This window comes from Streptomyces sp. NPDC090088 (assembly GCF_044747345.1).
Lineage (GTDB): Bacteria > Actinomycetota > Actinomycetes > Streptomycetales > Streptomycetaceae > Streptomyces.
In genome coordinates this window covers 224,235-250,358 of record NZ_JBIVDZ010000004.1, presented here as the reverse complement: position 1 = coordinate 250,358, position 26,124 = coordinate 224,235, and the positions used below count along the sequence as shown (strand labels likewise).

The 26,124-nt window shown below is 72.1% G+C and carries 24 protein-coding genes, 1 pseudogene and 1 riboswitch; of the genes and pseudogenes, 13 read left to right on the top strand and 12 right to left on the bottom strand.

Translation table 11 applies throughout. The features are described from left to right. Positions 1 to 58: 58 nt before the first annotated feature. Positions 59 to 2,605, top strand: a complete 2,547-nt coding sequence (locus ACIPSJ_RS21265) for a GTP-binding protein (protein WP_401347731.1) — start codon at positions 59 to 61, stop codon at positions 2,603 to 2,605. 77 nt (positions 2,606 to 2,682) lie between these two features. Then, the gene (locus ACIPSJ_RS21260; protein WP_401347728.1) at positions 2,683 to 4,539 is read left to right on the top strand and encodes a cellulase family glycosylhydrolase; all 1,857 of its coding nucleotides are present in this window, start codon (positions 2,683 to 2,685) and stop codon (positions 4,537 to 4,539) included. A gap of 68 nt (positions 4,540 to 4,607) precedes the next feature. Here the strand turns inward: ACIPSJ_RS21260 and ACIPSJ_RS21255 are convergent, their stop codons facing one another. After that, entirely contained in the window at positions 4,608 to 5,855 is a 1,248-nt protein-coding gene (locus ACIPSJ_RS21255; protein WP_359216529.1) for a YncE family protein, read from the bottom strand. Positions 5,856 to 6,030: 175 nt separating this feature from the next. On the opposite strand from ACIPSJ_RS21255, the gene ACIPSJ_RS21250 reads away from it, so the two are divergent. Together ACIPSJ_RS21250 and ACIPSJ_RS21245 are read left to right on the top strand one after the other, a co-directional pair. Beyond that, positions 6,031 to 6,690: a TetR/AcrR family transcriptional regulator gene (locus ACIPSJ_RS21250; protein ID WP_401347725.1), complete on the top strand. Its 660-nt coding sequence runs from the start codon at positions 6,031 to 6,033 to the stop codon at positions 6,688 to 6,690. A gap of 187 nt (positions 6,691 to 6,877) precedes the next feature. Beyond that, positions 6,878 to 8,857, top strand: a complete 1,980-nt coding sequence (locus ACIPSJ_RS21245; protein WP_359216523.1) for a ricin-type beta-trefoil lectin domain protein — start codon at positions 6,878 to 6,880, stop codon at positions 8,855 to 8,857. Positions 8,858 to 8,925: 68 nt separating this feature from the next. Here the strand turns inward: ACIPSJ_RS21245 and ACIPSJ_RS21240 are convergent, their stop codons facing one another. Both ACIPSJ_RS21240 and ctaD read right to left on the bottom strand, forming a co-directional pair. Next, on the bottom strand, positions 8,926 to 9,261 hold the full coding sequence (locus tag ACIPSJ_RS21240; RefSeq protein WP_359216521.1) for a hypothetical protein: 336 nt from the start codon (positions 9,259 to 9,261) through the stop codon (positions 8,926 to 8,928). Beyond that, a complete protein-coding gene (gene ctaD / locus ACIPSJ_RS21235) occupies positions 9,258 to 10,838 on the bottom strand; it encodes a cytochrome c oxidase subunit I (RefSeq protein WP_401347721.1) in 1,581 nt (526 codons plus the stop codon). The genes ACIPSJ_RS21240 and ctaD overlap by 4 nt, the downstream gene beginning before the upstream one ends. A gap of 105 nt (positions 10,839 to 10,943) precedes the next feature. On the opposite strand from ctaD, the gene ACIPSJ_RS21230 reads away from it, so the two are divergent. Together ACIPSJ_RS21230 and ACIPSJ_RS21225 are read left to right on the top strand one after the other, a co-directional pair. Then, positions 10,944 to 11,486, top strand: coding sequence for an RNA polymerase sigma factor (locus ACIPSJ_RS21230; protein WP_401347718.1), 543 nt, complete (start codon positions 10,944 to 10,946; stop codon positions 11,484 to 11,486). Then, positions 11,479 to 12,450: a CU044_5270 family protein gene (locus tag ACIPSJ_RS21225; RefSeq protein WP_401347715.1), complete on the top strand. Its 972-nt coding sequence runs from the start codon at positions 11,479 to 11,481 to the stop codon at positions 12,448 to 12,450. Before ACIPSJ_RS21230 ends, ACIPSJ_RS21225 begins: the two co-directional genes overlap by 8 nt. A gap of 24 nt (positions 12,451 to 12,474) precedes the next feature. Here ACIPSJ_RS21225 and ACIPSJ_RS21220 read toward each other — a convergent pair whose 3' ends face one another. Further along, positions 12,475 to 13,323: a bifunctional 5,10-methylenetetrahydrofolate dehydrogenase/5,10-methenyltetrahydrofolate cyclohydrolase gene (locus ACIPSJ_RS21220; RefSeq protein ID WP_401347713.1), complete on the bottom strand. Its 849-nt coding sequence runs from the start codon at positions 13,321 to 13,323 to the stop codon at positions 12,475 to 12,477. 25 nt (positions 13,324 to 13,348) lie between these two features. Continuing rightward, positions 13,349 to 13,431, bottom strand: a riboswitch (ZMP/ZTP riboswitch). Between the two features lie 172 nt (positions 13,432 to 13,603). After that, positions 13,604 to 13,969 carry a nuclear transport factor 2 family protein gene (locus ACIPSJ_RS21215; RefSeq protein ID WP_401347710.1) on the bottom strand — a complete coding sequence of 122 codons (366 nt, stop codon included), beginning with the start codon at positions 13,967 to 13,969 and terminating at the stop codon, positions 13,604 to 13,606. Positions 13,970 to 14,140: 171 nt separating this feature from the next. Here ACIPSJ_RS21215 and ACIPSJ_RS21210 point away from each other — a divergent pair, with 171 nt between their 5' ends. Further along, positions 14,141 to 14,437, top strand: coding sequence for a hypothetical protein (locus tag ACIPSJ_RS21210; RefSeq protein WP_359216503.1), 297 nt, complete (start codon positions 14,141 to 14,143; stop codon positions 14,435 to 14,437). A gap of 80 nt (positions 14,438 to 14,517) precedes the next feature. Here ACIPSJ_RS21210 and ACIPSJ_RS21205 read toward each other — a convergent pair whose 3' ends face one another. Further along, complete coding sequence (locus ACIPSJ_RS21205; protein WP_401347707.1) at positions 14,518 to 16,299, bottom strand: ABC transporter ATP-binding protein; 1,782 nt, start codon at positions 16,297 to 16,299, stop codon at positions 14,518 to 14,520. A gap of 111 nt (positions 16,300 to 16,410) precedes the next feature. Next, a complete protein-coding gene (locus ACIPSJ_RS21200; protein WP_401347705.1) occupies positions 16,411 to 16,986 on the bottom strand; it encodes a rhodanese-like domain-containing protein in 576 nt (191 codons plus the stop codon). An 87-nt stretch (positions 16,987 to 17,073) separates the two neighbouring features. On the opposite strand from ACIPSJ_RS21200, the gene ACIPSJ_RS21195 reads away from it, so the two are divergent. Further along, positions 17,074 to 17,361, top strand: coding sequence for a metal-sensitive transcriptional regulator (locus tag ACIPSJ_RS21195; RefSeq protein WP_123979367.1), 288 nt, complete (start codon positions 17,074 to 17,076; stop codon positions 17,359 to 17,361). Between the two features lie 13 nt (positions 17,362 to 17,374). Here the strand turns inward: ACIPSJ_RS21195 and ACIPSJ_RS21190 are convergent, their stop codons facing one another. From ACIPSJ_RS21190 to ACIPSJ_RS21180, 3 genes and pseudogenes are all read right to left on the bottom strand, one after another. Beyond that, complete coding sequence (locus ACIPSJ_RS21190; protein ID WP_401347703.1) at positions 17,375 to 18,232, bottom strand: sulfite exporter TauE/SafE family protein; 858 nt, start codon at positions 18,230 to 18,232, stop codon at positions 17,375 to 17,377. Continuing rightward, a complete protein-coding gene (locus tag ACIPSJ_RS21185; protein WP_401348651.1) occupies positions 18,229 to 18,552 on the bottom strand; it encodes a rhodanese-like domain-containing protein in 324 nt (107 codons plus the stop codon). Before ACIPSJ_RS21185 ends, ACIPSJ_RS21190 begins: the two co-directional genes overlap by 4 nt. Continuing rightward, positions 18,550 to 19,896: pseudogene (locus ACIPSJ_RS21180) on the bottom strand (rhodanese-like domain-containing protein); the annotation flags it as partial. The pseudogene ACIPSJ_RS21180 and the gene ACIPSJ_RS21185, both read right to left, overlap by 3 nt. 161 nt (positions 19,897 to 20,057) lie before the next feature. Here ACIPSJ_RS21180 and ACIPSJ_RS21175 point away from each other — a divergent pair. The 4 genes from ACIPSJ_RS21175 (at position 20,058) to ACIPSJ_RS21160 (ending at position 23,220) form a co-directional block, all read left to right on the top strand. Continuing rightward, complete coding sequence (locus tag ACIPSJ_RS21175; RefSeq protein WP_365678849.1) at positions 20,058 to 21,146, top strand: S-(hydroxymethyl)mycothiol dehydrogenase; 1,089 nt, start codon at positions 20,058 to 20,060, stop codon at positions 21,144 to 21,146. Continuing rightward, positions 21,146 to 21,775, top strand: coding sequence for an MBL fold metallo-hydrolase (locus tag ACIPSJ_RS21170; RefSeq protein WP_355727115.1), 630 nt, complete (start codon positions 21,146 to 21,148; stop codon positions 21,773 to 21,775). The genes ACIPSJ_RS21175 and ACIPSJ_RS21170 overlap by 1 nt, the downstream gene beginning before the upstream one ends. A 57-nt stretch (positions 21,776 to 21,832) precedes the next feature. Further along, the gene (locus tag ACIPSJ_RS21165; protein WP_401347700.1) at positions 21,833 to 22,210 is read left to right on the top strand and encodes a DUF4180 domain-containing protein; all 378 of its coding nucleotides are present in this window, start codon (positions 21,833 to 21,835) and stop codon (positions 22,208 to 22,210) included. Positions 22,211 to 22,305: 95 nt separating this feature from the next. After that, positions 22,306 to 23,220 carry an SDR family oxidoreductase gene (locus ACIPSJ_RS21160; protein ID WP_401347698.1) on the top strand — a complete coding sequence of 305 codons (915 nt, stop codon included), beginning with the start codon at positions 22,306 to 22,308 and terminating at the stop codon, positions 23,218 to 23,220. Position 23,221: 1 nt separating this feature from the next. On the opposite strand, the gene ACIPSJ_RS21155 is transcribed toward ACIPSJ_RS21160, so the two are convergent. Further along, positions 23,222 to 23,752, bottom strand: a complete 531-nt coding sequence (locus ACIPSJ_RS21155) for a hypothetical protein (protein ID WP_359216483.1) — start codon at positions 23,750 to 23,752, stop codon at positions 23,222 to 23,224. A 50-nt stretch (positions 23,753 to 23,802) separates the two neighbouring features. Between ACIPSJ_RS21155 and ACIPSJ_RS21150 the strand changes: the two genes are divergently transcribed. Continuing rightward, positions 23,803 to 24,627 (top strand): SDR family NAD(P)-dependent oxidoreductase, encoded by an 825-nt coding sequence (locus ACIPSJ_RS21150; RefSeq protein WP_401347696.1) that lies wholly within the window; start codon positions 23,803 to 23,805, stop codon positions 24,625 to 24,627. Here the strand turns inward: ACIPSJ_RS21150 and ACIPSJ_RS21145 are convergent. After that, positions 24,613 to 26,007 (bottom strand): pyridoxal phosphate-dependent decarboxylase family protein, encoded by a 1,395-nt coding sequence (locus tag ACIPSJ_RS21145; protein ID WP_401347694.1) that lies wholly within the window; start codon positions 26,005 to 26,007, stop codon positions 24,613 to 24,615. The two genes, ACIPSJ_RS21150 and ACIPSJ_RS21145, sit on opposite strands and share 15 nt — an antisense overlap. Between the last annotated feature and the right edge of the window lie 117 nt (positions 26,008 to 26,124).

The following is a 26,124-nucleotide window of genomic DNA, read 5'->3' as shown; positions in this document are numbered from 1 at the left end:
ATGTCCACCCAGGAAGGCCAGGAAGGAACCCCCCTCATGCCGAAGGACATCACGCTCAGTGCACCTGCTCAATCTCGGAATTCTCGCGCATGTCGACGCCGGTAAGACCAGCCTGACCGAACGGCTGCTGTACACGGCCGGGGTCATCGACGAGCTCGGCAGCGTCGACGACGGAAACACCAGCACCGACACCCTCGCCCTGGAGCGGCGGCGCGGCATCACCATCAAGTCCGCCGTGGTGTCCTTCCCGCTCGACGGGGTCACCGTCAACCTCATCGACACCCCGGGACACCCGGACTTCATCGCCGAGGTGGAACGCGTCCTCGGTGTGCTGGACGGCGCGGTGCTCGTCGTCTCGGCCGTGGAGGGTGTCCAGGCGCAGACCCGGGTGCTGATGCGGACCCTGCGGCGGCTGCGCATCCCCACGCTGGTCTTCGTCAACAAGATCGACCGGCGGGGCGCCCGCGACGGGGCCGTCCTCCACGGGCTGGCCCGCAGGCTCGCCGTCCCGCTCGTCCCGATGGGGCGCGCCGCCGCGCTCGGCACGCGCACCGCCCGCTTCGTCCCCGGCCTCGGCCCGGCCGCGCTGGACGCGCTCGCCGACCACGACGACGACCTGCTCGCCGCCTACCTGGACGGCGGGGTCCCCGACGCCCGGCTGCGCGCCGCCCTCGCCGACCAGACCCGGCGGGCCCTGGTCCATCCGGTCTACTTCGGCTCCGCCGTCACGGGCGCCGGGGTGCCCGAGCTGATCGCGGGCCTCGAACGGCTGCTGCCCGCGGCCGACGGCGATCCGGCGGGACCGCTGTCCGCCACCGTCTTCAAGGTGGAACGGGGCCCGGCGGGAGAGAAGATCGCCTACGCGCGGATCCACTCCGGCACGCTGCGGGTGCGTGAGCGGGTCCCGTTCGGGGGCGACCACGAGGAAGGCGGCGGCGCCGGGGCCCGCGGGGAGGTCCTGGAGGCCGAGACTCGCGGGGATGCCAGGGCGGTCGAGACCCGCGTGGAGGGCCTGGTGGCCGAGTCTTGCGGGGATGCCAGGGCGGTCGAGACCCGCGTGGAGGGCCTGGTGGCCGAGACTCGCGGGGATGCCCTGGCGGCCGAGACCCGCCCGGACGACCGGATCGCCGAGGGGCATGACGAAGGCGAGACGCATCGGGTCGCGGGTCGGCGCGAGGAGCATCGGGGCGTGGGTCGGCGCGAGGAGCATCGGGGAGTGGGGCGGCGCGAGGCAGGCCGGGCCGAGGCCGTCCACGAGCGGCGCCCTGTCGGAGCCGTCCGTGCGGGGGACGATGGCGGAGTCGTCCCTTCGGGGGACGATGACGGAGCCCGTGGCGACGGGCAGGCCGGTCTCCGGCGCGTCGATGGGCGGGCCGGTCTCCACCGCGCTGATGGGCAGGTCGGTGGCCGCCCCGCCGATGGGCAAGCCGGTCGCCGCCCCGCCGATGGGCAAGCCGGTCGCCGCCCCGTCGGCCGGCGGGTCGTCGGCGGTGGCTCGGTGGAGGGCCGGGTCACCGGGCTCGCCGTGTTCGACCGGGGTGGTGAGCTCCGGCAGGACGGTGCCGGGGCCGGGCGGATCGTCAAGGTGTGGGGGCTCGGCGGGGTACGGATCGGTGACGCGCTCGGCCTGCCCGGACGCGCGTACGAGCACCACTTCGCGCCCCCGACCTTGGAGACCGTCGTCGTCCCCGGGCCCGGCACCGACCGGCGCTCCCTGCATGTCGCGCTCACCCAGCTCGCCGAGCAGGACCCGCTGATCGACGTCCGGCACGACGAGGTGCGGCAGGAGACCTCCGTCTCCCTCTACGGCGAGGTGCAGAAGGAGGTCGTCCAGGCGACCCTCGCCGAGGAGTACGGCCTCGACGTCGGCTTCCGGGAGACCACGACCATCTGCGTCGAACGGCTCACCGGCACTGGCGCCGCCGTCGAGTTCAACAAGAAGGACGGCAACCCCTTCCTGGCGACGGTCGGCCTGCGGGTGGAGCCGGCCCCGCCCGGCACGGGCGTCGGCTTCCGGCTGGAGGTGGAGCTGGGCTCGATGCCGTACGCCTTCTTCAAGGCCGTCGAGGACACCGTGCGCGAGACGCTCGGCCAGGGGCTGCACGGCTGGCGGATCCCGGACTGCACGGTGACCATGACCCACTCCGGCTACTCGCCCCGGCAGAGCCATGCCCACCAGGGCTTCGACAAGAGCATGTCCAGCACCGGACAGGACTTCCGGGGGCTGACCCCGCTCGTGCTGACCGAGGCGCTGCGGCGGGCCGGCACCCGGGTGCACGAGCCGATGCACCGGTTCCGGCTGGAGGCCCCGGCGGACACGCTGGGCGCGCTGCTGCCGGTGCTCACCCGGCTCGGCGCGCTGCCCCGGGACACCAGGACGCAGGGGCGGCTCGGCGTTCTGGAGGGCGTGGTACCGGCCGCCCGGGTGCACCGGCTGGAGCAGCTGCTGCCGGGGCTGACCCGGGGCGAGGGCGAGCTGGAGAGCGCCTTCGACCACTACGCGCCCCTGGCGCGCGGCCCGGTCCCCGAACGCGCGCGCACCGACCACAACCCGCTCAACCGCAGGGAGTACCTGTTGAACGTGACCGGTCGAGTGGGCGGCTGAGTGACAAGTGCCGGACAGGTATTCAACTTACTCATGAGTCAGAAGTATTGACGGTGTCCGGAAATCACCGGACTGTAATGAACATGACCACTATCCGGGCGCGTTTGATCGTTGTCCTGGTCGTCCTCTGCGGATTCCTCGCGGTGGCGGGCGCTCCGTCCGCCGCCGCGGCCACCCCGTCCGACTCCCTCTGGTTCGACGGCACCTCGCTCACCGTCCAGAACGGCCGTTTCGTCGACGGCCAGGGCCGTGAGGTCGTGCTGCGCGGCTACAACGTCTCCGGCGAGACCAAGCTGGAGGAGAACAGCGGCCTGCCGTTCGCCTCCGTCGCCGACGCGAAGAAGTCCGCGACCGCGCTGCGCGCCCTCGGCGGCGGCAACGCCGTGCGCTTCCTGCTCTCCTGGGCGCACGCCGAACCCGCCCAGGGGCAGGTCTCCACCACCTACCTGGCCGCCGTCACCGCGCAGATGCAGGCGTTCCTCGACGCCGGCATCCGCGTCTTCCCCGACTTCCACCAGGACCTGTACTCCCGGTACCTGTTCAACTCCGGCAGCTGGTACACCGGCGACGGCGCCCCCAAGTGGGCCGTGGCGCTGGGGAGTTATCCGACCGAGTCGTGCGGCATCTGCCTCTTCTGGGGCCAGAACATCACCCAGAACGCGGCCGTCCAGGAAGCCCAGTACGACTTCTGGCACAACAACTACGGCCTCCAGGACTACTTCCTGGCCACCGCCCAGACCACCATGACCTACCTGGCCCAGCACCTGACGTCCGACGAGTTCGCGGGCGTGGTCGGCTTCGACCCGTACAACGAGCCGTACGCCGGTTCCTACGACTCCGGCGAGACCTCCCGCACCTGGGAGCAGAACCGGCTCTGGCCCTTCTACCAGAAGTTCCGGGCCCGGATGGACGCGGCGGGCTGGACCAGCAAGCCCGCGCTCATCGAGCCCAACCTCTACTGGAACGGCAACGTCACCAACCAGGAGGGCGGCCTGCTCGACGTCGGCACCCTCGGCTCGCGGTACGTCTTCAACACCCACTTCTACGACCAGAAGGCCATCTCCGGCATCCTGATGTGGGGCAACGCCGCCGACGGCCAGTACTCCACCGACTTCGGCACCATCCGCGACCGCGCCTCGGCCACCGGGACCACCGCGGTCGTCAGCGAGTTCGGGCACCCGCTGTCCGGCACCACCGCCGGCAAGGCGCCCACCGTCGACAAGGCCATGTACCAGGCCCTCGACTCCCGCCTCTCCGGGGCCAACTGGTGGTCGACCCCGGCGACCTCCGGCCCGGTCCTGTCCGGCACGCAGTGGCAGTGGGACATCTACAACGGACGGCACCACGAGCTGATGAACGACAACGCCAGCAAGGTCCTCACCTCGGGCGACGCCTGGAACGACGAGGACCTGTCGGCCGTCAACATGACCGACAGCGGCACGGTGACGCTCCGTCAGGACGCCCGGCTGCTCGACCGGATCTACCCGGGCGCCACCTCCGGCACCACCCTCGCCTTCACCTACGAGGACCGCTCCCGGGACGGCTCGACGACCCTGACCTGGAACCCGGTGCCCAGCTCGCTGCCGAACGTGTCCGCGCTGGTCGGCTCCGGTCAGTACGCCGTCCAGGTCTGGCGCTCCAGCAGTGCCACCGCACCGACCGATCTCCATCTGCCGGCCTCCTTCGCGACCGCGTCCACCACCGTGGTCTCCGACCTGGGCACGGCCTACGCACCCCCGTCGTACACGTCCTCGACCCCTGTCGGTGTCGCGGCCGAACCGGGTGGGACGGGCAGCCGCCGACTGCTGCTCACCGACTCGGACTCCGGCGTGCTGCACTACGCGCTGGTGACCAACGGGACCACCTCGCCGAGCACCACCCTGCTGAACGCGGCCAAGGCGGAACTGGCCGCCTGGGTGGCGGCGAAGTTCTGAGTGGTCCGGGCAGGGCTTCGGCCTCCGGGGTGCCATGCATCCCGGAGGCCGAAGTGTCCGACCCTTCGTCAACTCCCGGTCGCACCGGTCCAGTCGGCCTGCACATGGCCGAGCCGGACGCGCTGCGGGTGGTCGCCGACCGGGACCGAGGTCACCTTCAGGCCGGTGCCGAAGTCGATGGCCGTCACCTGGTCGGCGCCCGCCTCCGAGATGATGCAGTCCTTGCCGTCACCGCTGACCGTCGCCCAGTACGGGGTGGACGCGGTGACCAGCGGACCCTCCTGCAGGGTGGCCCGGTCCACCACGGTCGCGTAGTTGTCCATCGTCCCGGCGACGCACAGCTTGGTGCCGTCCGGCTTCATCGAGATGCCGTGGTGCCGGGAGTCCAGGAGCCAGGTGGTGCGGTCCGTGCTGGTCGCCGGGTTCGCCGGCAGGGTCTTCACCCGGGTGATCTTGTCGGTGGCGATGTCGTACTCCAGGAAGCCGTTGAAGAACGACACCTGGAAGTACATCTTCGACCAGTCGGGGGTGAAGGCCGCGGGCCGTACCGCGTCCGAGAAGTCCGTCAGGCCGATCGCGTCCAGCCGGGCCCGCATGTCGATCGTCTTGACCTGCTTGTAGGTGGTGGCGTCCGCGACGGTGATGTGGCGGTCGCCCTTGGTCCAGTCCCAGATCGGGTCGTCGAGCGAGGTGGTGACCTCGCCGATCGCCATGTTCCAGATGTACTTCCCGTCGGGGCTGAAGACGTTCTCGTGCGGCTTGTCGCCGGTGTCGAACTCGCCCAGCTCCTTACCGGTGTTGATGTCCAGCACCTGCACCTTGTTCGCGGTGGACGCCGAGACCGCGACCTTGGTGCCGTCGGGGGAGACGGCCATGTGGTCGGCACGGTAACCGGCCACCGGGAACCGCCAGTTGATCTTGTCGGTGGCCAGGTCGATGGAGACGACGTCGGCGAAGCTCGGCCGCGAGACCACCACGGACCTGCCGTCCGGCGTGGAGTACATGTCGTCCACGTACTGGTCGTGGCCCTGACCGACCTCGTTGCGGATCGACGTGTAGTAGATCCACTTGATCGGGTCCGCGTTGATCTCGGCGATCCGCGCGTCCTTGTCGGGGATGACGTTGAGCTGGCCGACCTTGGCGAAGTCGCCCGTCGAGTTCAGGACGGTCGCGGTGCCGTCCCAGTTGTTGCCGACGAACAGGACCTCGCGCAGGGAGGCGTCCGTCGCGGCGGTGGCGGCGGTCGCGGGTGCGGCGACGGTCAGGACGAGGGCGGCGGCTACGGAGCAAAGGTGCCTGGGTCTGAAGGCAGGCATGAGTGCTCTCTCCTCTGATGGGGGGGGTGGGAGCGCGCGTGCAGGCAGGGGTCGCTGAATCTGAACACGGGCGCGTTCACAACGAACTTACTGAAAAGTAAGGAGGGGGCGGCTTACTTCACAAGAGGCGTACACGACAAAATTGGCCAACGGGCGGACGACGGAGGGGGCGGTCTTGGCGGGCAGGCTCAAGGCACCGACGGGACGGTACGGCGGGCGGTCCGCCGAGGAACGCAAGGCGGAGCGGCGCCGGCGCTTCCTGGAGGCGGCGCTCCAGCTCTTCGGCGACACACCGGGATTTCGCGGCACGACAGTCGCCGCGCTGAGTCAGGCGGCGGGCCTGTCGACCCGTCAGTTCTACGAGGAGTTCCACACGTTGGAGGACGTGCTCGCCGCCCTGCACCTGGAGGTCAACGGGTGGGCCGAGGGGGCGGTGGTGGCCGCGTTCGCCGAGGCGGAGCCGTTGCCGCTGGTGGAACGGGTCACGGTGCTCTTCCGCGCGTACGCGCGTGACGTGACGTCGGATCCCCGGCGCATCCGGATCGCCTTCGTCGAGATCATCGGGGTCAGTCCCCGGCTGGAGGAGCAGCGGCTGGCGCGGCGGGCGCGGTGGGTGGAGCTGATATGCACCGAGGCGAACGCGGCGGTCGCCCGGGGGGACGCGGCACCGCGCGACTACCGGCTGGCGGCCACGGCGTTCATCGGCAGCGTCAACGGCCTGCTGCACGACTGGAGCGCGGGGTGGGTGGACGCGAGCCTGGACGACGTCGTCGAGGAACTGGTGCGGTTGCTGGTGGGGATCCTGCGGCCGGAGGGGTGGACGCCCGGGGGGTGACGCCGGAGGGGGTGAACGACCTGAAGGCGGCGGTGAGTTCACCCTTGTCACAACCGTTGACTTAACCCCCTGCCGGCTCTACGTTCGGCGCGCAACATGTTCGGAACATCGATCCATGTTCGAAATCGCGAACGTTTCGGGTCGGACACCCTCGTGCACCCCCGTGCACCCCCCGTGGAGGAGCCGCATGTACCCCCACCCCAGATCGACCGGCAGCGGTCTCGTAGGACACCTGTGGGCCGCCGCCGTACGCGCCCTCGCCCTGGCCCTGACGGCCGCCGCCGCGCTGCTCTTCGCCGCGCCGGGACCGGCCCGGGCGGCGACCGCGGCGCAGGTCTCGGTGCCCACCGCCCCGATGGGCTGGGCCTCCTGGAACAGCTTCGCGGCGAAGATCGACTACGACGTCATCAAAGCGCAGGTCGACGCGTTCGTCGCGGCCGGGCTGCCCGCCGCCGGCTACAAGTACATCAACATCGACGAGGGCTGGTGGCAGGGCACCCGGGACAGCTCCGGCAACATCACCGTCGACACCAGTGAGTGGCCCGGCGGCATGAGCGCCATCGCCGACTACATCCACAGCAAGGGCCTCAAGGCCGGCATCTACACCGACGCGGGCGCCAACGGCTGCGGCTACTACTACCCGACCGGCCGCCCCGCCGCCGCCAACACCGGCAGCGAGGGGCACTACGCCCAGGACATGCTCCAGTTCTCCCAGTGGGGCTTCGACTTCGTGAAGGTCGACTGGTGCGGCGGCGACGCCGAGGGCCTGGACGCGGCCACCACCTACAAGTCGATCAGCTCGGCCGTCAGCACGGCCGCCGCGACCACCGGCCGCCCGCTGACCCTGTCCATCTGCAACTGGGGCTACCAGAACACCTGGAACTGGGCGACGGGCCTCGCCCCCATGTGGCGGACCAGCACGGACATCTACTACTACGGCGGCACCGCGTCCCAGTCGGCCGTCCTGTCCAACTTCGACCAGACCCTGCACCCGGCCGCCCAGCACACCGGCTACTACAACGACCCCGACATGCTCACCGTCGGCATGTCCGGTCTCACGGCCGCCCAGAACCGCACCCACATGGCCCTGTGGGCGATCTCCGGTGCCCCGCTGCTGGCCGGCAACGACCTCACCACGATGACCAGTGAGACGGCCGCCATCCTGAAGAACTCCGACGTCATCGCCGTCGACCAGGACGCGCGCGGGCTGCAGGGCGTCAAGGTCGCCGAGGACACCACCGGTCTGCAGGTCTACAGCAAGGTCCTCGCCGGCACCGGCAACCGCGCGGTCGTGCTGCTCAACCGCACCTCCTCCGCCGCGAACATCACCGCCCGCTGGTCCGACCTCGGCCTGACCGGCGCCTCCGCGACGGTCCGCGACCTGTGGGCGCAGTCGAACCTCGGCTCGTACAGTACGAGTTACACCGCCAGCGTGCCGGCCGGCGGCTCGGTGATGCTCAAGATCAGCGGCGGCACGGAGGCGTCCGGCACGAGCTACAGCGCCACCTCCACCGGCAAGTACACGAGCGTGAGCGCCGCCGGCACCGGGCTGAGCGTCGTCGACGTCGCCTACACCAACACCGGCTCCACCGCCGTCACCGGCACGCTCCAGGTCAACGGCCAGACCGCCACGGCCGTCTCCTTCCCGCCGACCGGGTCCTCGCAGGGCACCGTCTCGGTACAGGTCGACCTGAGCAAGGGATCGGGCAACTCGCTGACCTTCAGCGGGAGTTCACTGCCCACGCTCGGTTCGATCGCGGTGAGTCCGGTACCGGGCACCAACGGCACGCTCCTCGTGGGCAAGCAGTCCAGCCGGTGCGCCGACATCTACAACAACACCATCACCAACGGCACCCAGGCGGAGATCTGGGACTGCAACGGCGGCCAGAACCAGGCCTGGACGTACACCTCCCGCAAGGAGTTCGTGGTGTACGGCAACAAGTGCCTGGACGCGTACAACCAGGGCACCACCAACGGCACCAAGGTCGTGATCTGGGACTGCAACGGGCAGAACAACCAGAAGTGGAACGTCAACTCGGACGGGACGATCACCAACGTCAATGCCGGGTTGTGCCTGGACGTGTATGGGGCGGCGACCAGTAACGGGTCTTCGCTGGTGCTGTGGACCTGCAATGGCGGGACCAATCAGCAGTGGAGTCAGAGTTGATGCGGTAGTTCCTTGGGCGCGGGTGGATTGTGGCTGGTCGCGCAGTTCCCCGCGCCCCTTCGGGGGCGCTATCCGGTGAGCGTCAGTAGTGTGGTTGCTGTCAGGATGGCGCAGAACAGGACGAGGCCGGCCAGCAGTCGCTGACGCAGCGCGAGGTACCTGGCTTCGTACTCGCGTCGCAGTTCCTCGCCGCGCTCGGCCGTACGGTGCCAGGAGGTGCGGGACAGGGCCAGGTACTCGGTCTCCAACTGGCGTTCCAGATCCTCCCGTTGCGTGTCCGTCAGCCAGCCGAGCCGGTCCGCCGTCCTGGCTGCCGCCGCACGGCACTCCTCCTGGGCCGAGGCCAGGAGCAGATGTCCCTCGATCTCGGCGACCAGCGCTCGCTCCTCCTCACGTGCCGTCATCGGGTGATCGGCTCCCGCTCGTCGAAGGCCGGGGACTCGCTGCGTATGCGGGGCAGGGACGTGAAGTTGTGGCGGGGCGGTGGGCAGGAGGTGGCCCATTCGAGTGAACGGCCGTAGCCCCACGGGTCGTCGACCTCGACCTTCTTGCCGTACTTCGCCGTCTTCCAGACGTTGTAGAAGAACGGGAGCAGGGACGATCCCAGCAGGAACGAGAAGATCGTCGAGATCGTGTTGAGGGTGGTGAACCCCTCGACGGCCAGGTAGTCGGGGATCCGGCGCTGCATGCCCTCGGCGCCCAGCCAGTGCTGGACGAGGAAGGTGCCGTGGAAGCCGATGAAGAGGGTCCAGAAGGTGATCTTGCCTAGGCGTTCGTCGAGCATCCTGCCGGTGAACTTGGGCCACCAGAAGTGGAAGCCGGAGAACATCGCGAAGACGACCGTACCGAAGACCACGTAGTGGAAGTGGGCCACCACGAAGTACGAGTCGGAGATGTTGAAGTCGATGGGCGGGGACGCGAGCATCACTCCGGTGAGGCCGCCGAAGAGGAATGTCACCAGGAAGCCGGTGGCCCAGAGCATGGGGGTCTCGAAGGAGAGCGAGCCCTGCCACATGGTGCCGATCCAGTTGAAGAACTTCACGCCCGTCGGGACGGCGATGAGGAAGGTCATGAAGGAGAAGAAGGGCAGGAGCACGCCGCCGGTGACGTACATGTGGTGCGCCCAGACGGTGACGGACAGGCCGGCGATGGCGATGGTCGCCGCGACCAGGCCCATGTAGCCGAAGATCGGCTTGCGGGAGAAGACCGGGACGACCTCGCTGATGATGCCGAAGAACGGCAGCGCGATGATGTACACCTCCGGGTGGCCGAAGAACCAGAAGAGGTGCTGCCAGAGCAGTGCTCCGCCGTTCGCCGCGTCGAAGACGTGGGCGCCGAACTTGCGGTCCGCCTCCAGGGCGAACAGCGCGGCGGCGAGGACGGGGAAGGCGAGCAGGACCAGGACGGCGGTCAGCAGCACGTTCCAGACGAAGATCGGCATCCGGAACATGGTCATTCCGGGGGCGCGCATGCAGATGATCGTGGTGATGAAGTTGACCGCGCCGAGGATGGTGCCGAAGCCGGAGAAGGCCAGCCCCATGATCCACATGTCGGCGCCGATGCCCGGGGTGCGCACCGCGTCCGAGAGCGGGGCGTAGGCGAACCAGCCGAAGTCGGCGGCGCCCTGCGGGGTGAGGAAGCCGCCGACCGCGATGAGTGACCCGAGCAGGTAGAGCCAGTAGGCCAGCATGTTCAGGCGCGGGAACGCCACGTCGGGGGCGCCGATCTGGAGCGGCATGATCCAGTTGGCGAAGCCCGCGAAGAGCGGCGTCGCGAACATCAGCAGCATGATCGTGCCGTGCATGGTGAAGGCCTGGTTGAACTGCTCGTTCGACATGATCTGCAGCCCCGGGCGGGCCAGTTCGGCGCGCATCAGCAGGGCCATCGCTCCGCCCACGCAGAAGAACGAGAACGCCGTGACCAGGTAGAGCGTTCCGATCGTCTTGTGATCCGTGGTCGTGAGCCACTTGAGGTTCCTCATGCCCCGCCTGTGTCCGGGCGGTACGGACCGGTCACACTCGACGGGTGCGACGAGCGTCACGGAGAAGGGTGTGACGATCGGGAGGGTGCCGGACAAGAAACGGACATGAGCAACGACGAGATCTTCGCCGCTGCCTATCGCGAGTACTACTGGGCGGTCAGCCGTTATGTCGCGCGGCGACTGGACGGGCGGACCAGCGAGGTGGAGGAAGTGGTGGCGGAGGTGTTCACGGTGGCCTGGCGGCGCCGCGCCGATCTGCCGGCGGCCCCGCTGCCCTGGCTGTACGGCGTGGCACGCAACTGCCTCGCCAACGCGGTACGCGGGTACGGGCGACGGCGCCGGCTGGTGGACCGGCTGGGCAACGACGAGACCGCGCACGGGCGGTCCGTCGTGGCCGGTCCGGACACCGAGCGGCCGGGCGCCTGGGTGCACGAGGCGCTGCTGCGGCTGTCCCCGGCCGACCAGGAGGTGCTGCGGCTGACCGCGTGGGAGGAACTGGGCGTCGACGAGGTCGCCGTGGTCCTCGGCTGCGGCAGCCGCGCGGCGGCGATGCGGCTGCACCGCGCCCGCCGCCGGCTCAGAGCCGAGATCGACCGACTGCGCCCCCCTGCCGCCGAGGCCCTCACCGAGGAACACCGCCATGGCTGACGAACTCGACCTGCTGCGCGCCGCCGACCCGGTGCCCGGCGGCGGCCCCCACTTCGGCGACGGCCCCCTGGACCACACCGCCGAACGCCACCTCGACCGGCTGCTGCACGGCCCCCGCCCCGGACGCCGGACCTGGACACGGCCGCGACCGGTCTGGGGGCTGACCGCGGCCGCCGTGGTGGTCGCCACCGCGCTGACCGTGCTGCTCGGCGGCTCCGGCACCGCGCCCGCGGTCGCCGCACCCCGGCCGCTGACCGTCCGCGCCCACTCCACCCCCGTACCGCTCGCACAGGTCGCGGGACTGGCCGCGGTGGCGGCCCAGGACGGGTCCCCGGCGCTGCGCCAGGGCACCCATGTGCAGTCCTGGAGCCTCGGCATGAGCGACGACGAGCCGCCCGTCACCCTGCCCGAGGAGCGGGTGGTGCGCTGGCGCGCGGACGCCAGTCACACCGAGGTGGTCGTCGCGACCGACCCGGAGCACCCGGGCCGGTCCGTGCTCACCGACGACGGGCTGGTCGAGGACGGCCAGGTGCTCAGCCGGCGCACCTTCCCGCCGATGTGGGGCGACGCCCCGCCGCTGTCGACGCCGCCGCACGACCCGGCGAAGCTGCGCACCTACCTGGCCGAGCTGATCCACACCGACCCCCGCACCACCGCCGGACTGCTCGACGCCACCCAGGAGTTGCTGGACAACTGGACGCTGGGAGCGCGAGAGTCCGCCGCCCTGGCCGAGCTGTTCGCCGACGCCCGGGGGCTGCAGCCGGTCGGCCAGGTCACCGACCGGCTGGGCCGCACCGGGCAGGCGTACGTCTACGACGGGAAGGGCGACGGCGGGCGGCGGATGCTCATCCTGGACCCGGCCACCGGTGCCGTACTCGGCCTGGAGACCACGTTCACCCGGGACGATCCGGAGTACGGGGTGCACGCCGGGGACGTCATGGAGTACCGCGCCTGGATGCGCTGACCGCCCTCAGACCCCTCGGACCCCTCAGGCCCCGAGCTGCCGGGCGGCCGCCGCCACCGTCTGCTCCAGCAGCAGGGCGATGGTCATCGGGCCGACGCCGCCCGGCACCGGCGTGATCAGCGAGGCCCGTTCGACGGCGGTGTCGAAGTCGACGTCACCGACGTTGCCGGCGTTGTAGCCCGCGTCGACGACGACCGCTCCCGGCTTGATGTCCTCGCCCCGGATCAGCCGGGGGCGGCCGACGGCGGCGACCACGATGTCCGCCTCCCGGACGACCGCCGGCAGATCGCGGGTGCGGGAGTGGCAGTAGGTGACGGTCGCGTCCCGGGCGAGCAGGAGCATGCCGGCCGGCTTGCCCAGGATCGCGCTGCGGCCGACGACCACCGCGCGCTTCCCGGCCGGGTCGACGTCGTAGGCGTCGAGCAGGCGCAGGATGCCGCCGGGGGTGCAGGAGACGAAGCCCGGCAGGCCGAAGCTCATCGTCGCGAACGACGCGAAGGTCACGCCGTCCACGTCCTTCTCCGGCGCTATTGCCTCGAACGCGGCCCGCTCGTCGATGTGTTCGCCGACGGGGTGCTGGAGCAGGATGCCGTGCACGGCCGGGTCGGCCGACAACTCCCGCAGGGTGCCGACGAGTTCGGCGGTGGTCGTGGTGGCGGGCAGGGCCACGTGCCGGGAGGCGATACCGGCCTTGCGGCTGCGGTTCTGCTTCATCCGGACGTAGGTGACGGAGGCCGGGTCCTCGCCGACCAGCACGGTCGCCAGACACGGGGTGGCACCCGTGCGCGCGGTGAGGTCGGCGGCCCTCTGGGCGGTCTCCTCGACGATCCGGCGGGCGACGGCGGTGCCGTCCATGAGACGGGCCTGGGTCATGCGGCACACTCCTGAGCTGATTGACCTTGATCGCCCAGGCGCACGGCATCGACAGTGCGGACCGCTCCCCGGTGGTGCTCCACCTCAGCGCCAGTCACGGCCCGCCCCCAGGGTAACCGAGGCGTTCAGCGCTTCCGGTGGCGGTGCGCCGCCCGCAAGGCCGCCAGCAACAGGGGCACCGACGCCCGGGACTGTCTGCGACGGCTGTGTCCGAGACCGGCCCGCGCCGAGAAAGTCCAGGTCACACGGGTGGAGACCTGGACCCTCGCGCCTCTGCTGACTACTCGTCCCATGCCTGGATCATGATCTGTTCGGCGATCTTGCCGTCGCGGAGCGTGATCATCGACTCGGCGAGCACCCGGACGCCGTCCCCGTACTCGCAGGACTCGGTGAAGGCGGCCCGGTCGCCCTGTACGACGCACCGGTCCAGCCGGTGCGTCATGTCGCGGCTGTAGATGTCGTCCAGCATCGCCGCGATGTCCCGGCGGCCGTGCAGGATCTTGGGGTGGCTGGGCTGGGTGTTGCGGTCGACGATGCGGATCTCCGCGTCGTCCGCGTAGAGCGCCAGCAGGGTGTTCCCCGTGTTCCCCTCGATGGCCCGGCGCAGTGTCTCGGTGTCGAACGTGGAGCCGGTCGCGGTGCCCATGGTGACCTCCTGGGAGGACCCGCGACCCGATGCGGAGGGGTCGCGAGAGCCCTCACTCCGAGCGTCCTCCGGCCCGCCGGGCTCGGCAAGCGCAGGCCGGGCGCTCCGCCTGACGGGTGAGGGGGACCGGCTGCCCGTGTCCGGTCCGGCGCCGGGGCCGTTGCTGAAGACATGATCTCAACACGACGTATCGTCGCCGCCGTCGGCCTCGCGGTCGGGGTCACCGGCCTCGCCGCGCCGCTGGCCAACGCGGCCGACGCGAGCGCGCAGCACCCCGTGAAGCTCTCCGCGCTCGGCATGCTCGACTCGCTGGCCCGCACGGACATCCCGGCCGAGTACCAGAACGAGATCCCGAAGGTCTCCGAGCAGGTGCAGGGGCTGAACGGGGTCCAGCGGCTCGGCGAGCTCCACCAGATCACCGATCTGGCCGCGCCGGTGATGGGGCTGGTACCGGGCATCGAAGCCTGATCCCCGCCGCGCACCGAGGGCCGTCCCGTCAGGGGCGGCCCTTCGTCGTACCCCGCGCGCGACGCGGCCCCCCGGCGTCCTCAGGGCGCGGAGGCCAGGAACTGCGTCGCGGCCAGCTCCGCGTACAGCGGGTCCGCCGCCACCAGCTCGCGGTGCGTACCCACCGCACGGACCTGCCCCGCGTCCATGACGACGATCCGGTCCGCCATCGTCACCGTCGACAGCCGGTGCGCGACCACCAGCACGGTGGTCGACCGCGCCACATCGGCGACCGTGTCCCTGAGGGCCGCCTCGTTCACCGCGTCCAGCTGCGAGGTCGCCTCGTCCAGGAGCAGCAGCCGGGGCCGGCGCAGCAACGCCCGGGCGATCGCCACCCGTTGCCGCTCCCCGCCGGACAGCTTGGTCCCGCGGTGCCCGACCAGCGTGTCCAGCCCCTGCGGCAGCCGGGCGACCAGTCCGTCGAGCCGGGTCGTCTTCACCACCCGGGCCACCGCGTCCTCGTCCGCCTCCGGGTTGCCGAGGAGCAGGTTGTCCCGGAGCGAGCCCGAGAGCACGGGCGCGTCCTGCTCGACATAGCCGATGGCCGAGCGCAGCAGGGGCAGGTCCCAGGCGTCCAGCGGGCGGCCGTCGAGGGTGATCGTGCCGGACTCGGGGTCGTAGAACCGCTCGATGAGCGAGAAGACGGTGGTCTTGCCCGCGCCGGACGGGCCGACGAACGCCGTCATGCCGCGCGCCGGTATGTCGAAGCTGACCCCGTGGTGGACGTACGGGAGGTCGTCGGCGTAACGGAAACGTACGTCGGTGAAGACGACCGAGGCCGGTTCGGCGCCCGCGGACGGCAACTCGGCGGGTGCGGCGGCCGGTTCGGCGGGCAGCCGCAGCGCCTCCTGGATCCGGGCGAGCGCGCCGGCGCCGGTCTGGTACTGGGTGACCGCGCCGACCACCTGCTGGATCGGGGACATCAGATAGAAGACGTAGAGCAGGAACGCCACCAGCGTGCCCACGCCGATCGCGCCGGTCGCCACCCGGGCCCCGCCCACCGCGAGCACCGTGATGAACGCCAGCTGCATCGCGAGGCCCGCGGTGTTGCCCGCCGCCGCCGACCACTTGGCGGCCCGCACGCTCTGCCGCCAGGACTCCTCGGCCGCCGCGTGCAGGGCCTGCTCCTCGCGGTGCTCGGCGCCCGAGGCCTTCACCGTGCGCAGCGCGCCGAGGACCCGCTCCAGCGAGGCGCCCATCACCCCGACCGCGTCCTGCGCCCGGCGGCTCGCCCGGTTGATGCGCGGCACGATCGTGCCCAGCACCGTGCCGGCCGCCGCGATCACCGCCAGCGTGACGCCGAGCAGCACCGGATCGACCACGCCCATCATCACCACGGTGGCGACCAGGGTCAGCCCACCGGTGCCGAGCGCGACCAGCGAGTCCGTGGTGACCTCGCGCAGCAGCGTGGTGTCCGAGGTGATCCGCGCCATCAGGTCGCCCGGCTCGGTACGGTCCACGGCGGTGATGCGCAGCCGCAGCAGATACGACGACAGGGTGCGCCGCGCGCCCAGCACCACCGACTCGGCGGTGCGCCGCAGGACGTACGAACCCAGCGCGCCCAGTGCGGCGTTGGTCACCACCAGACCCGCCATCGCCAGCAACTTCCCGGTGATGGACCGGTCGTGGGACAGGTCCTCGATCAACCCCCGGGCCACCAGCGGCAGCAGCAGCCCGGTCGCCCCGGTCACCAGGGAGAGGACGGCACCCGCCAGCAGGGCCCAGCGGTGCGGCCGTACATAGGAGAGGAGCAGCCGGAACGCGGACGGACCGGTCCGCCCTTCCGTCTCTCTCGTCACAAGTGCGTCTGCGGCGGTGGTCACGGTGCTCCTCGTGCGGGCGATGGGCGGCGCACCAAGGCTACGACGGCCGGTCCAGGTCCAGGTCCAGGTCCAGGTCCAGGTCCTGGCTCCGGCTCCGGCTTCGGCGCGCGGTCAGTCGCGGGCGGAGCCCAGGGCGGCGAGGGTCGCGTCGAGATCGGTCGCGCGCGGCCGGTTGTGCGGGAGCTTCGACAGGACCGCGGCCATGCCGCAGGTGTCGGTGAGCGCCGAGAACACCAGACCGCCCGCGACACCGGCCGACAGCAGCAGCCAGGCCGGGTGGAGCTGCCCGAGGCCGAGCCCGGCGAGCACGAGGGCGCCGGCGGTGAGCCGGACCTGGCGCTCCATGGCCCACGTCGTACGGGACGTGCCCTGCGGGCGGTGCAGCGCGTGACCGCGCTCGGCCCAGCCTCGGGTGCCCCCGGTGATCGTGGCCGCCGGGATGCCGTGCTCGGCGAGGACGGTCCGGGCGTTCTCGGCACGGGCACCGGAGGCGCACACGAGGACGAGCTCGCCGTGCGCGGCACGCAGGGCGGGCAGGGCCCGGCGCAGGGCGTCCAGGGGGACGTTGTGGGCGCCGGGGATGTGACCGGAGGCGTACTCGCCCGGGGTGCGGACGTCGACGACGGTCAGCTCCGGGAGCCGGGCGAGGGCGTGGTCGGGGGTGAGGGCCGGGGGAGTGGTGGTCATGGGGGTGCGATCCTTTCGGAGGTGATGAACGACGGGGTTGCCCGAGGGGCGCGGTAAAATACCCCTACGGGTATGGGAGGAGTGGTTGTGGAGCTTCAGTTCGAGGGCGACGAGCTCAAGTCGGTGCTGAACCGGCTGCGCCGGGCGCAGGGGCAGATCTCCGGAGTGATCAAGATGATCGAGGAGGGCCGTGACTGCGAGGACGTGGTCACCCAGCTCGCCGCCGCCTCGCGCGCCCTCGACCGGGCGGGCTTCGCGATCATCGCGACCGGCCTCCAGCAGTGCATCATCGATCCCGCCCGGAACGGGGCGGACGGCGAGACGACCGAGCAGATGAAGGCACGGCTGGAGAAGCTGTTCCTGTCGCTCGCCTAGCGGCCGGCCGACGTCAGAACACGGCGTCGGCCAGCATGAACACGGCCACCGCGAGCAGCGCGCAGGCGAAGAGCCGCTGCAGGGTGCCCGCGGAGAGCCGGGCCGCGAGCCGTTTGCCGTCCCAGGCGCCGAGCACCGCGGCCGCCGCGAACGGGCCCACCGCCGACCAGTCGACCGGCGCCTGCGCACCGGCGCGCGCCGCCAGCGCGGTCAGCGAGTTGATCGTGATGACCAGCAGGCTCGTCCCGATCGCCGCCCGCATCCGCAGACCCACGACGTTCACCAGAGACGGCACGGCGAGAAACCCACCACCCACCCCGAGCACCCCGGTCACCACACCCAGCCCCGCCCCGGCCCCGGCGACCCGCGAGACCCGGACCGGCACCGGGGCGTCGGTGGGTGCGGTGGACCTGGCGGACGTGGTGAGTGTGGTGGCTTCGGCGGACGCGGCGGACGCGGCGGACGCGGCGGGCCGGGCGGGCTCGGCGGCCCCGGCGGCCCCCGCGCCCTCCGTCGGCGGGCGCAGCATCCGCAGTGCCGCCGCGCCGGCGAGGAGTGCGAACGCGCCGGTCAGGAGGGCGGCCGGCAGCAGTCGGGACACCGCTCCGCCGATCGCCGCGGGCACGATCCCGGCCGCGGCGAACACCGCCCCCGCGCGCCAGCGCACGGCGCCCTCGCGGGCGTGGGCGACGAGTGCGGTGGCCGAGGTGAGCGTGACGACGACCAGGCTCGCGGTGGTGGCCGCGGCCGGGGTGAAGCCGAGCAGATAGATCAGCGCGGGGACGGCCAGCACACTGCCGCCACCGCCCAGGGCCCCGAGCGCCAGACCGGTGACGGCCCCGGCGCCCAGCGCCAGCAGGAGCACGCTCATGCGGGGGTGTCCCCGGAGCTCACGGCGAGTCCGGCCGCGCGCCACGCGGTCATCCCGCCGACGATGTCCACCGCGTCCAGGCCCCGCGCCGTCAGCAGCGCCGCCGCCTCCCGCGAGCGCACGCCGGAACGGCAGATCACGACCAGCGGGCGGTCTCCGGCGGCCGGCGGCAGCGGCGCCCCGGCCGCCAGCGCGGACAGTGGGGCGTGCACGGCCTGCGGCGCGTGACCGGCCGCCCATTCCCCGGCCTCGCGGACGTCCAGCAGGACGGCACCCGCGTCGGTGCGCTCGCGCGCCTCGGCGGGGCTCAGCCGGGCCATGGGCAGCCCGGCCTCGGCGGCCGCCGCGAAGCCGTCGTCGACGGCGACCACGTCCCGTCCGGCCGCGTCCAGCAGCGACGCGGCGACGGCGGCCCGCAGCCCGCCCGCGCAGTGCACCCACACCGTGCCGCCGGGTATCTCGCCCAGCCGCTCCCGCACCTGGTGCAGGGGTATGTGCAGCGAGCCACGGAGGTGTCCGCCGGCCCGTTCGGTGTCCCGGCGCACATCGAGGACGACGACACCCCGCGTCCCCCGGGCGGCCAGCTCCGCGAACGTGGCGCGCGGGAAGGACCGGGGCTCGTCGCCCGCGCGCAGCCAGGCCCGCGGTGTGCCGGTGGCGGCCGCGGCCGGGCGGTCGATGCCGACCCGGGTCAGCTCCCGCTGGGCGGCGGCGAGTTGGGCCGCCGATTCGGCCAGCAGCGTGACCGGCTTGCCCCAGGGCAGCAGCCAGGCCAGATAGGTGGCGAGCTGTCCGTCGGCCGAGAAGTTGACCGTGCCCGGGACATGCCCCTCGGCGAACGCCACCCGGGTGCGCAGGTCCACGACCCACTCCCCGGCGGCCAGCCGCGCCGCGATCTCCCCGGCGTCCGCCCGGCGCGGCGGCGTGAGGTCCACGGGGTCCGGGCCCCGGGAGTTCAGCGGACCCATGTGGGCGTAGTAGGCGGGCACGTCGTCGAGCCCGGCCAGCAGCTCGGTGACGAACGTGTCCACGTCCTTGACCAGCGCCTCGTTCACCTCGCGCTCGCGGCCGATGGTGGTGGCCGTACCGGACGCGTCCCCGGCCGAGCAGAAGCTGCCGAAGCCGTGTGTCGGCAGCACCGGCGTCGCGTCCGGCAGCTCGGCGGCCAGCCGGTGCGCCGAGGCGTGCTGCGCCCGGGCCAGCTCGCCGGTCAGCCGCGGCTCCACCAGGTCGGGGCGGCCGACCGTGCCGATCAGCAGCGAGCCCCCGGTGAAGACGGCCGTCGCCCGGCCGGCCTCCTCCAGGACGTAGGAGGTGTGGTGCGGGGTGTGCCCGGGCGTGGCCAGCGCGCGCAGCGCCAGCCCCGGCTCGATCTCCAGCACGTCCCCGTCGGCCACCGGCACCCGCTCGAACACCACCCGCGCCCCGGCCGGCACCGCGTAGGCGGCCCCGGTCAGCCGGGCCAGTTCAAGGCCGCCGGAGACGTAGTCGTTGTGCACATGGGTCTCGACGACGTGCGTGAGCCGCACCCCGCGCCGGGCGACGGCCTCGATCACCCGGTCGATGTCCCGGGGCGGATCCACCGCGACGGCGCCGTGCGCCCCGCCCGCCAGGTAACCGCGGTTGCCCAGCCCGGGCACCTCGATGGTGTCGACGAAGGACACGGCAGCACTCCTCTCCTCGATCCCCGGAAAATTACCCCCGGGGGTATATCCAACACCGTAGCAGAGGTACCCCCGGGGGTATCTGACGCGTGCCGTTACCGATCAGTCACGCGTAGGGTCGGAGAGCAGGCACGTGAGCAGAGCGACGAAAGGTCAGGTCCATGGCGCAGGAAGTACGCGGCGTGATCGCACCGGGGAAGAACGAGCCGGTGCGGGTCGAGACGATCGTGGTGCCGGATCCCGGGCCGGGCGAAGCCGTCGTACAGGTGCAGGCCTGCGGGGTCTGTCACACCGATCTGCACTACAAGCAGGGCGGTATCAACGACGAGTTCCCCTTCCTGCTGGGCCATGAGGCCGCCGGTGTGGTGGAGTCGGTCGGCGAGGGTGTCACGGACGTCGCGCCCGGGGACTTCGTGATCCTCAACTGGCGTGCGGTGTGCGGGAACTGCCGGGCGTGTCTGCGCGGCCGCCCGTGGTACTGCTTCAACACCCACAACGCGAAGCAGAAGATGACCCTCGCCTCGACCGGGCAGGAGCTCTCCCCGGCGCTCGGCATCGGCGCCTTCGCCGAGAAGACGCTGGTGGCGGCGGGCCAGTGCACCAAGGTCGACCCGGCCGTCTCGCCGGCGGTCGCCGGTCTCCTCGGCTGCGGGGTGATGGCGGGCATCGGCGCCGCGATCAACACCGGCAACGTCGGCCGGGGCGACTCGGTCGCCGTGATCGGCTGCGGCGGTGTCGGTGACGCGGCGATCGCCGGGTCCCGGCTGGCCGGAGCGGCGAGGATCATCGCCGTCGACATCGACGACCGCAAGCTGGAGAAGGCGCGCGCCCTGGGCGCCACCCACACGGTCAACTCCCGTGAGAACGACGCGGTCGAGGCGATCCGCGAGCTGACCGGCGGCTTCGGCGCCGACGTCGTCATCGAGGCGGTCGGCCGCCCGGAGACGTACAACCAGGCGTTCTACGCCCGCGACCTCGCCGGCACGGTCGTCCTGGTCGGCGTGCCGACCCCCGAGATGAAGCTCGAACTGCCGCTCCTGGACGTCTTCGGCCGCGGCGGCGCGCTCAAGTCCAGCTGGTACGGCGACTGTCTGCCCTCCCGCGACTTCCCCATGCTGATCGACCTGCATCTGCAGGGCCGGCTGCCGCTGGACGCCTTCGTGACCGAGACCATCCAGCTCGACGAGGTGGAGAAGGCGTTCGAGCGGATGCACGGCGGCGACGTGCTGCGTTCGGTGGTGGTGCTCTGATGACCACGCGCATCGAACGACTGGTCACCGCCGGGCAGTTCACCCTCGACGGTGGCACCTGGGACGTCGAGAACAACGTGTGGATCGTGGGCGACGAACGCGAGGTGATCGTCATCGACGCCGCCCACGACGCCGAGGCCATCGCCGCCGCGGTGGACGACCGCGTCCTCAAGGCGATCATCTGCACCCACGCCCACAACGACCACATCGACGCCGCGCCCGCCCTCGCGGACCTCACCGGTGCCAAGATCTGGCTGCACCCCGACGACCTGCCGCTGTGGAAGATGACCCACCCCGACCGCGACCCCGACAACCATCTGGCCGACGGGATGGTCATCGAGACCGCGGGCGCCGACCTGACCGTGCTGCACACGCCAGGACACGCCCCCGGTGCCGTCTGCCTGTACGACCCCGGGCTGGGCGCCGTCTTCACCGGCGACACCCTCTTCCAGGGCGGCCCGGGCGCGACCGGACGGTCGTACTCCCACTTCCCGACGATCATCGACTCCGTCCGGGACAAGCTGCTCACCCTCCCGCCGGAGACCAAGGTCCTCACCGGACACGGCGACCCGACCACCATCGGCGCCGAGGCACCCCACCTGGCGGAGTGGATCGCCCGCGGGCACTGACCGCACCGGCCGGGAAAACCCGGGCGCGTGGCCGCGGGCCCTCCTACGATCACGTGCATGACCACCACCGCCACGCTCGTGACCCTGCACACCACCCGCGTCCTGCGCTGCGCCCCCGAGGGGCCGACGCTGGACGGCGAGAGCGCCGCCCTCGACCTCCTCGGTGACGCGATGGGCCGGGACGCGGAACTGGTCGCGGTCCCCGTCGAGCGGATCGCCGACGAGTTCTTCCGGCTCCGCTCCGGGGTCGCGGGCGCGGTGGTGCAGAAGTTCGCGAACTACCGGCTGCGGCTCGCCGTCGTCGGCGACCTCTCGCACCACCTCGCGGCCGGTTCCGCGCTGCGCGACTTCGTGTACGAGGCGAACCGGGGCCGCCAGCTCTGGTTCGTCGCCGACGACGGGGAACTGGAGCAGCGGCTGCGCCCCACGGAGTGACCTGCGGCATCCCGTCCGGAAAAGGCGACAGGGGATGTCAGGCTTCCGCGCGATCCTCGATCTGACAGCGAAGGATCACGCAACGGAGGCCTGACATGCCCGGACCGCTCGACGGAAAGGTCGCGCTCGTCGCGGGAGCGACCCGCGGCGCCGGCCGCGGCATCGCGGTGGAACTGGGCGCGGCGGGCGCCACCGTCTACGCCACGGGCCGCTCCACCCGCGCCCGCCGCTCCGAGTACGACCGCCCGGAGACCGTCGAGGACACCGCCGACCTGGTCACCGCGGCCGGCGGCCACGGCATCGCCGTACCCGTCGACCACCTCGAACCGGCCGCCGTGCGCGCCCTCGTCGACCGCGTCGCGGACGAACAGGGCCGCCTCGACATCCTCGTGAACGACATCTGGGGCGGCGAGAACCTGTTCGCCTGGGACCGCCCGGTCTGGGAGCACGACCTGGACGACGGGCTGCGGCTGCTGCGGCTCGCCGTCGAGACACACGCGATCACCAGCCACTTCGCGCTGCCGCTGCTGCTGCGCGGACCCGGCGGACTGGTCGTCGAGATGACCGACGGCACCGCCGACTACAACCGCGACACCTACCGCGTCTCCTTCTTCTACGACCTCGCCAAGACGGCCGTCCTGCGGATGGGCTTCGCCCTCGGCCACGAACTCGGCCCGCGCGGCGCCACCGCCGTCGCCCTCACCCCCGGCTGGCTGCGCTCGGAGATCATGCTCGACCACTTCAAGGTCACCGAGGACACCTGGCGCGACGCCCTCGGCACCGTCCCGCACTTCGCCATCTCCGAGACCCCGCGCTACGTCGGCCGCGCCGTCGCCGCCCTGGCCGCCGACCCCGAGGTGGCCCGCTGGAACGGGCAGTCCCTCTCCAGCGGCGGCCTCGCCCAGGTGTACGGCTTCACGGACCTCGACGGCAGCCGCCCCGACGCCTGGCGCTACCTCGTCGAGGTACAGGACGCGGGCCGGCCGGCGGACGTGACGGGCTACCGGTGACTCACGCCTCCTCCGGCAGCGGCAGCCGCCCGGAGTGGCCGGGCGGCAGCGCCAGGTCCTCGCGGACGGCCGCGTAGTAGCCGTCCCGGCCGTCCCGCTGCCGGTCCAGCAGCGTCCGCCAGGTCCCGGGGTCCTGCCGCTCCTCCCGCAGGAACCGCTCCATCGCCATGACGGTGACGACCCACTCCTGGGCCTTCTCCACCACGGCCGGGCTGCCCAGCATGATGAGCTTCTCGCCGTACGGATCACGGGCCAACTGGGCCTCCGCCAGCAGAGGTTCGGCCTCCTGCGGGGACAGCGGGTGCGGGTGCGGGTCATTGCCCAGATGGGCCGCCACCCGGTAGTCGACGGAGACGGTCTTCTTCAGCGCCTGCGCCCACTCCGCGTACACCGTCAGCCGCCGCTCGTCCCAACGCGCCGCCTGTTCCCGCCGGAACCGCGCGTGATCACCCCGCACCACCGCGAGATACGAACCGAGCGCGCCGATCACGACGCCCAGGAGAGCCGGGAGTTGCTGCAAGAACGCGGACATGTGCGCACGCTATCTGTCCTGTTGATCGCCGCGCCCGTACGGTCGTAGTCATGACCGGACCTGGACTCGCTCGCTTCGCCGGACACGGGGTTCTCGTCACGGGCGCGGCCCGCGGCATCGGCGCGGCCGTCGCCCGGCGGCTCGCCGAGGAGGGGGCGCGGGTGCTGGTGACCGACCGGGACCTGCCCGAGGCGGAGAAGACGGCGGGCGCGCTGCGCGAACAGGGCCTGGCGGTGGAGGCGTTCGGCTGCGACGTGGCCGACCGGGACTCCGTGGCGGCGGCCGTCGAGCACGCCGTCGGGGCCTTCGGCGGACTCGACGTGCTGGTGAACAGCGCCGCCCACTGCACCCCGGACCGCCCGCTCTTCGAGGACCAGCCGGACGACGCCTGGGCCCTCGACCTCGACATCACGCTCACCGGCGTCCACCGCTGCTGCCGCGCCGCGCTTCCGCACCTCGCCGCCTCCGGCCGGGGCGCGATCGTGAGCGTCGGCTCGGTCAACGCCGAGGCGGACTTCGGCAACCACGCCTACAGCGCCGCCAAGGCCGGCCTGGTCTCGCTGACCCGCACCCTCGCCGGGCACGCCGCCGCGCGCGGGGTCCGGGTCAACCTGGTGGAGCCGGGCACGGTCCGCACCTCGGCCTGGGCGGGCCGGGAGGACGAACTCGACGCCGTCCGGCCGCTCTACCCCCTCGGCCGGGTCGGCGAACCGGCCGACGTGGCCGCCGCCGTCGCCTTCCTCGCCTCCCGCGACGCCGCCTGGATCACCGGCACCACCCTCCGTGTCGACGGCGGGCTCACGGCCGTCCACAGCGGATTCCACGCGGCGCTGCGTCCGCACCGGGAGGCCCGGGGCGGTTCAGCGGGCCGCTGACGCCGTCGCGAGCGCCTCCAGCACCCGGCGGGTGTCGTCCTCGGTGGTCCGCCAGTTGCTGAACGCCGCCCGCAGCGCCGGCACCCCGGCGAACACCGTCGGCGTCAGGAACGCCTCCCCGGACGCGGCGACCGACCGGGCGAGGGCGGCCACCCGCTCCCGCGTGGGATCCGCGGCGAGGGTGAAGCAGACGACGTTCAGCCGGACCGGGGCGAGCAGGCGCAGGGCGGGCAGCTCCTCGATGCCGGCGCCGAGGCGGCGGGCCTCGGCGACGTTGCGCTCGACGATCTCGCGGTGCCCGTCCCGGCCGTACGCCGTCAGCGCGAACCAGGCCGGCAGCGCCCGCATCCGGCGGGAGTTCTCCGGGGTGAGGTGCAGGAAGTCCGGAGTGCCGGTGGGCGGGCCCAGGTACGGGGACTCGTTCTGGAAGACGGCCACCTGGAGGTCGCGGCGGCGGGTGAACTGGACGGCCGCGTCGTACGGGACGTTCAGCCACTTGTGCAGGTCGACACAGACCGAGTCGGCCGCGTCGAGCCCGGCGACGAGCGGGGCGTGGGCGGGGGAGAGGGCGGCGAAGGCGCCGAACGCCGCGTCCACGTGCAGCCAGAAGTCGTACCGCTCCTTCAGGGCGGCGATCGCCCGCAGGTCGTCGAAGTCGACGGTGTTCACCGTGCCCGCGTTGGCGACGACGATCGCGGGCCGTCCCTCCAGCGCGGCCAGCGCCGCGTCGAGCGAGGTCACGTCCACCGCCTCCCGGCCGCCGGGCAGCAGCGGCACCGGCAGCAGCCGGTCCCGGCCGATGCCGAGCACCGACAGCGCCTTGCCGACGCTGGAGTGCGGGCTGCCGGAGAGCACGTCGACCGGGCCGAGCGCGGCGGCCCCGGCCCGGGCGACATCCACCCCGAGCCGCTCGCCGAGCCATTCCCGGGCGATGGCCAGGCCGACCGTGTTCGACATCGTGGCGCCGGTCACGAACGCCCCGCTGTGCGCCTCGCCGAGCCCGAACAGCTCGGCCAGCCAGGACACGGTCTCGCGCTCCAGGGCGGCACCCCAGGAACCGGCGTCGCCGGACAGGTTCTGGTCGTAGGCCGAGGTCAGCCAGTCGCCGGTGAGGGAGGCGGGGGTCACACCGCCGGTGACGAAACCGAGGTAGCGTGGCCCGGCCGAGGCGGACATTCCCGGCGCCCACCGCTCGGTGAACCGGGCCAGCGCGCCGGCCCCGCCCTCCCCCCGCTCGGGCAGCGCCGCCCGCGTGGGTGCGGGCCCGAGTACGGCCACCGGCCGCTCGGCCGACCCGGCCGCCGCACGGGCGGCCACGTCGCGGGCGGACTGGAGGAGTTCGGGAAGCCGGGCGAGATCGGCGGCGAGTGCGGGGTGCATGACCCGCACACTAGGTCGGCCACGACGCTGTGGCGCGGGCCACTTCCGGGTAAGTGGACCGATGCGGCCGGGGCGGTCGCGACGGGTAAGTTAACCGTTTCGTCACAGCCCGCCCGG

Coding starts and splice junctions, on each gene's coding strand:
- ACIPSJ_RS21260 (WP_401347728.1), top strand. CDS start 2,683: ATGAACATGACCACTATCCGGGCGCGTTTGATCGTTGTCCTGGTCGTC.
- ACIPSJ_RS21255 (WP_359216529.1), bottom strand. CDS start 5,855: ATGCCTGCCTTCAGACCCAGGCACCTTTGCTCCGTAGCCGCCGCCCTC.
- ACIPSJ_RS21245 (WP_359216523.1), top strand. CDS start 6,878: ATGTACCCCCACCCCAGATCGACCGGCAGCGGTCTCGTAGGACACCTG.
- ACIPSJ_RS21240 (WP_359216521.1), bottom strand. CDS start 9,261: ATGACGGCACGTGAGGAGGAGCGAGCGCTGGTCGCCGAGATCGAGGGA.
- ctaD (WP_401347721.1), bottom strand. CDS start 10,838: ATGAGGAACCTCAAGTGGCTCACGACCACGGATCACAAGACGATCGGA.
- ACIPSJ_RS21230 (WP_401347718.1), top strand. CDS start 10,944: ATGAGCAACGACGAGATCTTCGCCGCTGCCTATCGCGAGTACTACTGG.
- ACIPSJ_RS21225 (WP_401347715.1), top strand. CDS start 11,479: ATGGCTGACGAACTCGACCTGCTGCGCGCCGCCGACCCGGTGCCCGGC.
- ACIPSJ_RS21220 (WP_401347713.1), bottom strand. CDS start 13,323: ATGACCCAGGCCCGTCTCATGGACGGCACCGCCGTCGCCCGCCGGATC.
- ACIPSJ_RS21215 (WP_401347710.1), bottom strand. CDS start 13,969: ATGGGCACCGCGACCGGCTCCACGTTCGACACCGAGACACTGCGCCGG.
- ACIPSJ_RS21210 (WP_359216503.1), top strand. CDS start 14,141: ATGATCTCAACACGACGTATCGTCGCCGCCGTCGGCCTCGCGGTCGGG.
- ACIPSJ_RS21200 (WP_401347705.1), bottom strand. CDS start 16,986: ATGACCACCACTCCCCCGGCCCTCACCCCCGACCACGCCCTCGCCCGG.
- ACIPSJ_RS21190 (WP_401347703.1), bottom strand. CDS start 18,232: ATGAGCGTGCTCCTGCTGGCGCTGGGCGCCGGGGCCGTCACCGGTCTG.
- ACIPSJ_RS21185 (WP_401348651.1), bottom strand. CDS start 18,552: ATGGCCCGGCTGAGCCCCGCCGAGGCGCGCGAGCGCACCGACGCGGGT.
- ACIPSJ_RS21175 (WP_365678849.1), top strand. CDS start 20,058: ATGGCGCAGGAAGTACGCGGCGTGATCGCACCGGGGAAGAACGAGCCG.
- ACIPSJ_RS21170 (WP_355727115.1), top strand. CDS start 21,146: ATGACCACGCGCATCGAACGACTGGTCACCGCCGGGCAGTTCACCCTC.
- ACIPSJ_RS21165 (WP_401347700.1), top strand. CDS start 21,833: ATGACCACCACCGCCACGCTCGTGACCCTGCACACCACCCGCGTCCTG.
- ACIPSJ_RS21160 (WP_401347698.1), top strand. CDS start 22,306: ATGCCCGGACCGCTCGACGGAAAGGTCGCGCTCGTCGCGGGAGCGACC.
- ACIPSJ_RS21155 (WP_359216483.1), bottom strand. CDS start 23,752: ATGTCCGCGTTCTTGCAGCAACTCCCGGCTCTCCTGGGCGTCGTGATC.
- ACIPSJ_RS21150 (WP_401347696.1), top strand. CDS start 23,803: ATGACCGGACCTGGACTCGCTCGCTTCGCCGGACACGGGGTTCTCGTC.
- ACIPSJ_RS21145 (WP_401347694.1), bottom strand. CDS start 26,007: ATGCACCCCGCACTCGCCGCCGATCTCGCCCGGCTTCCCGAACTCCTC.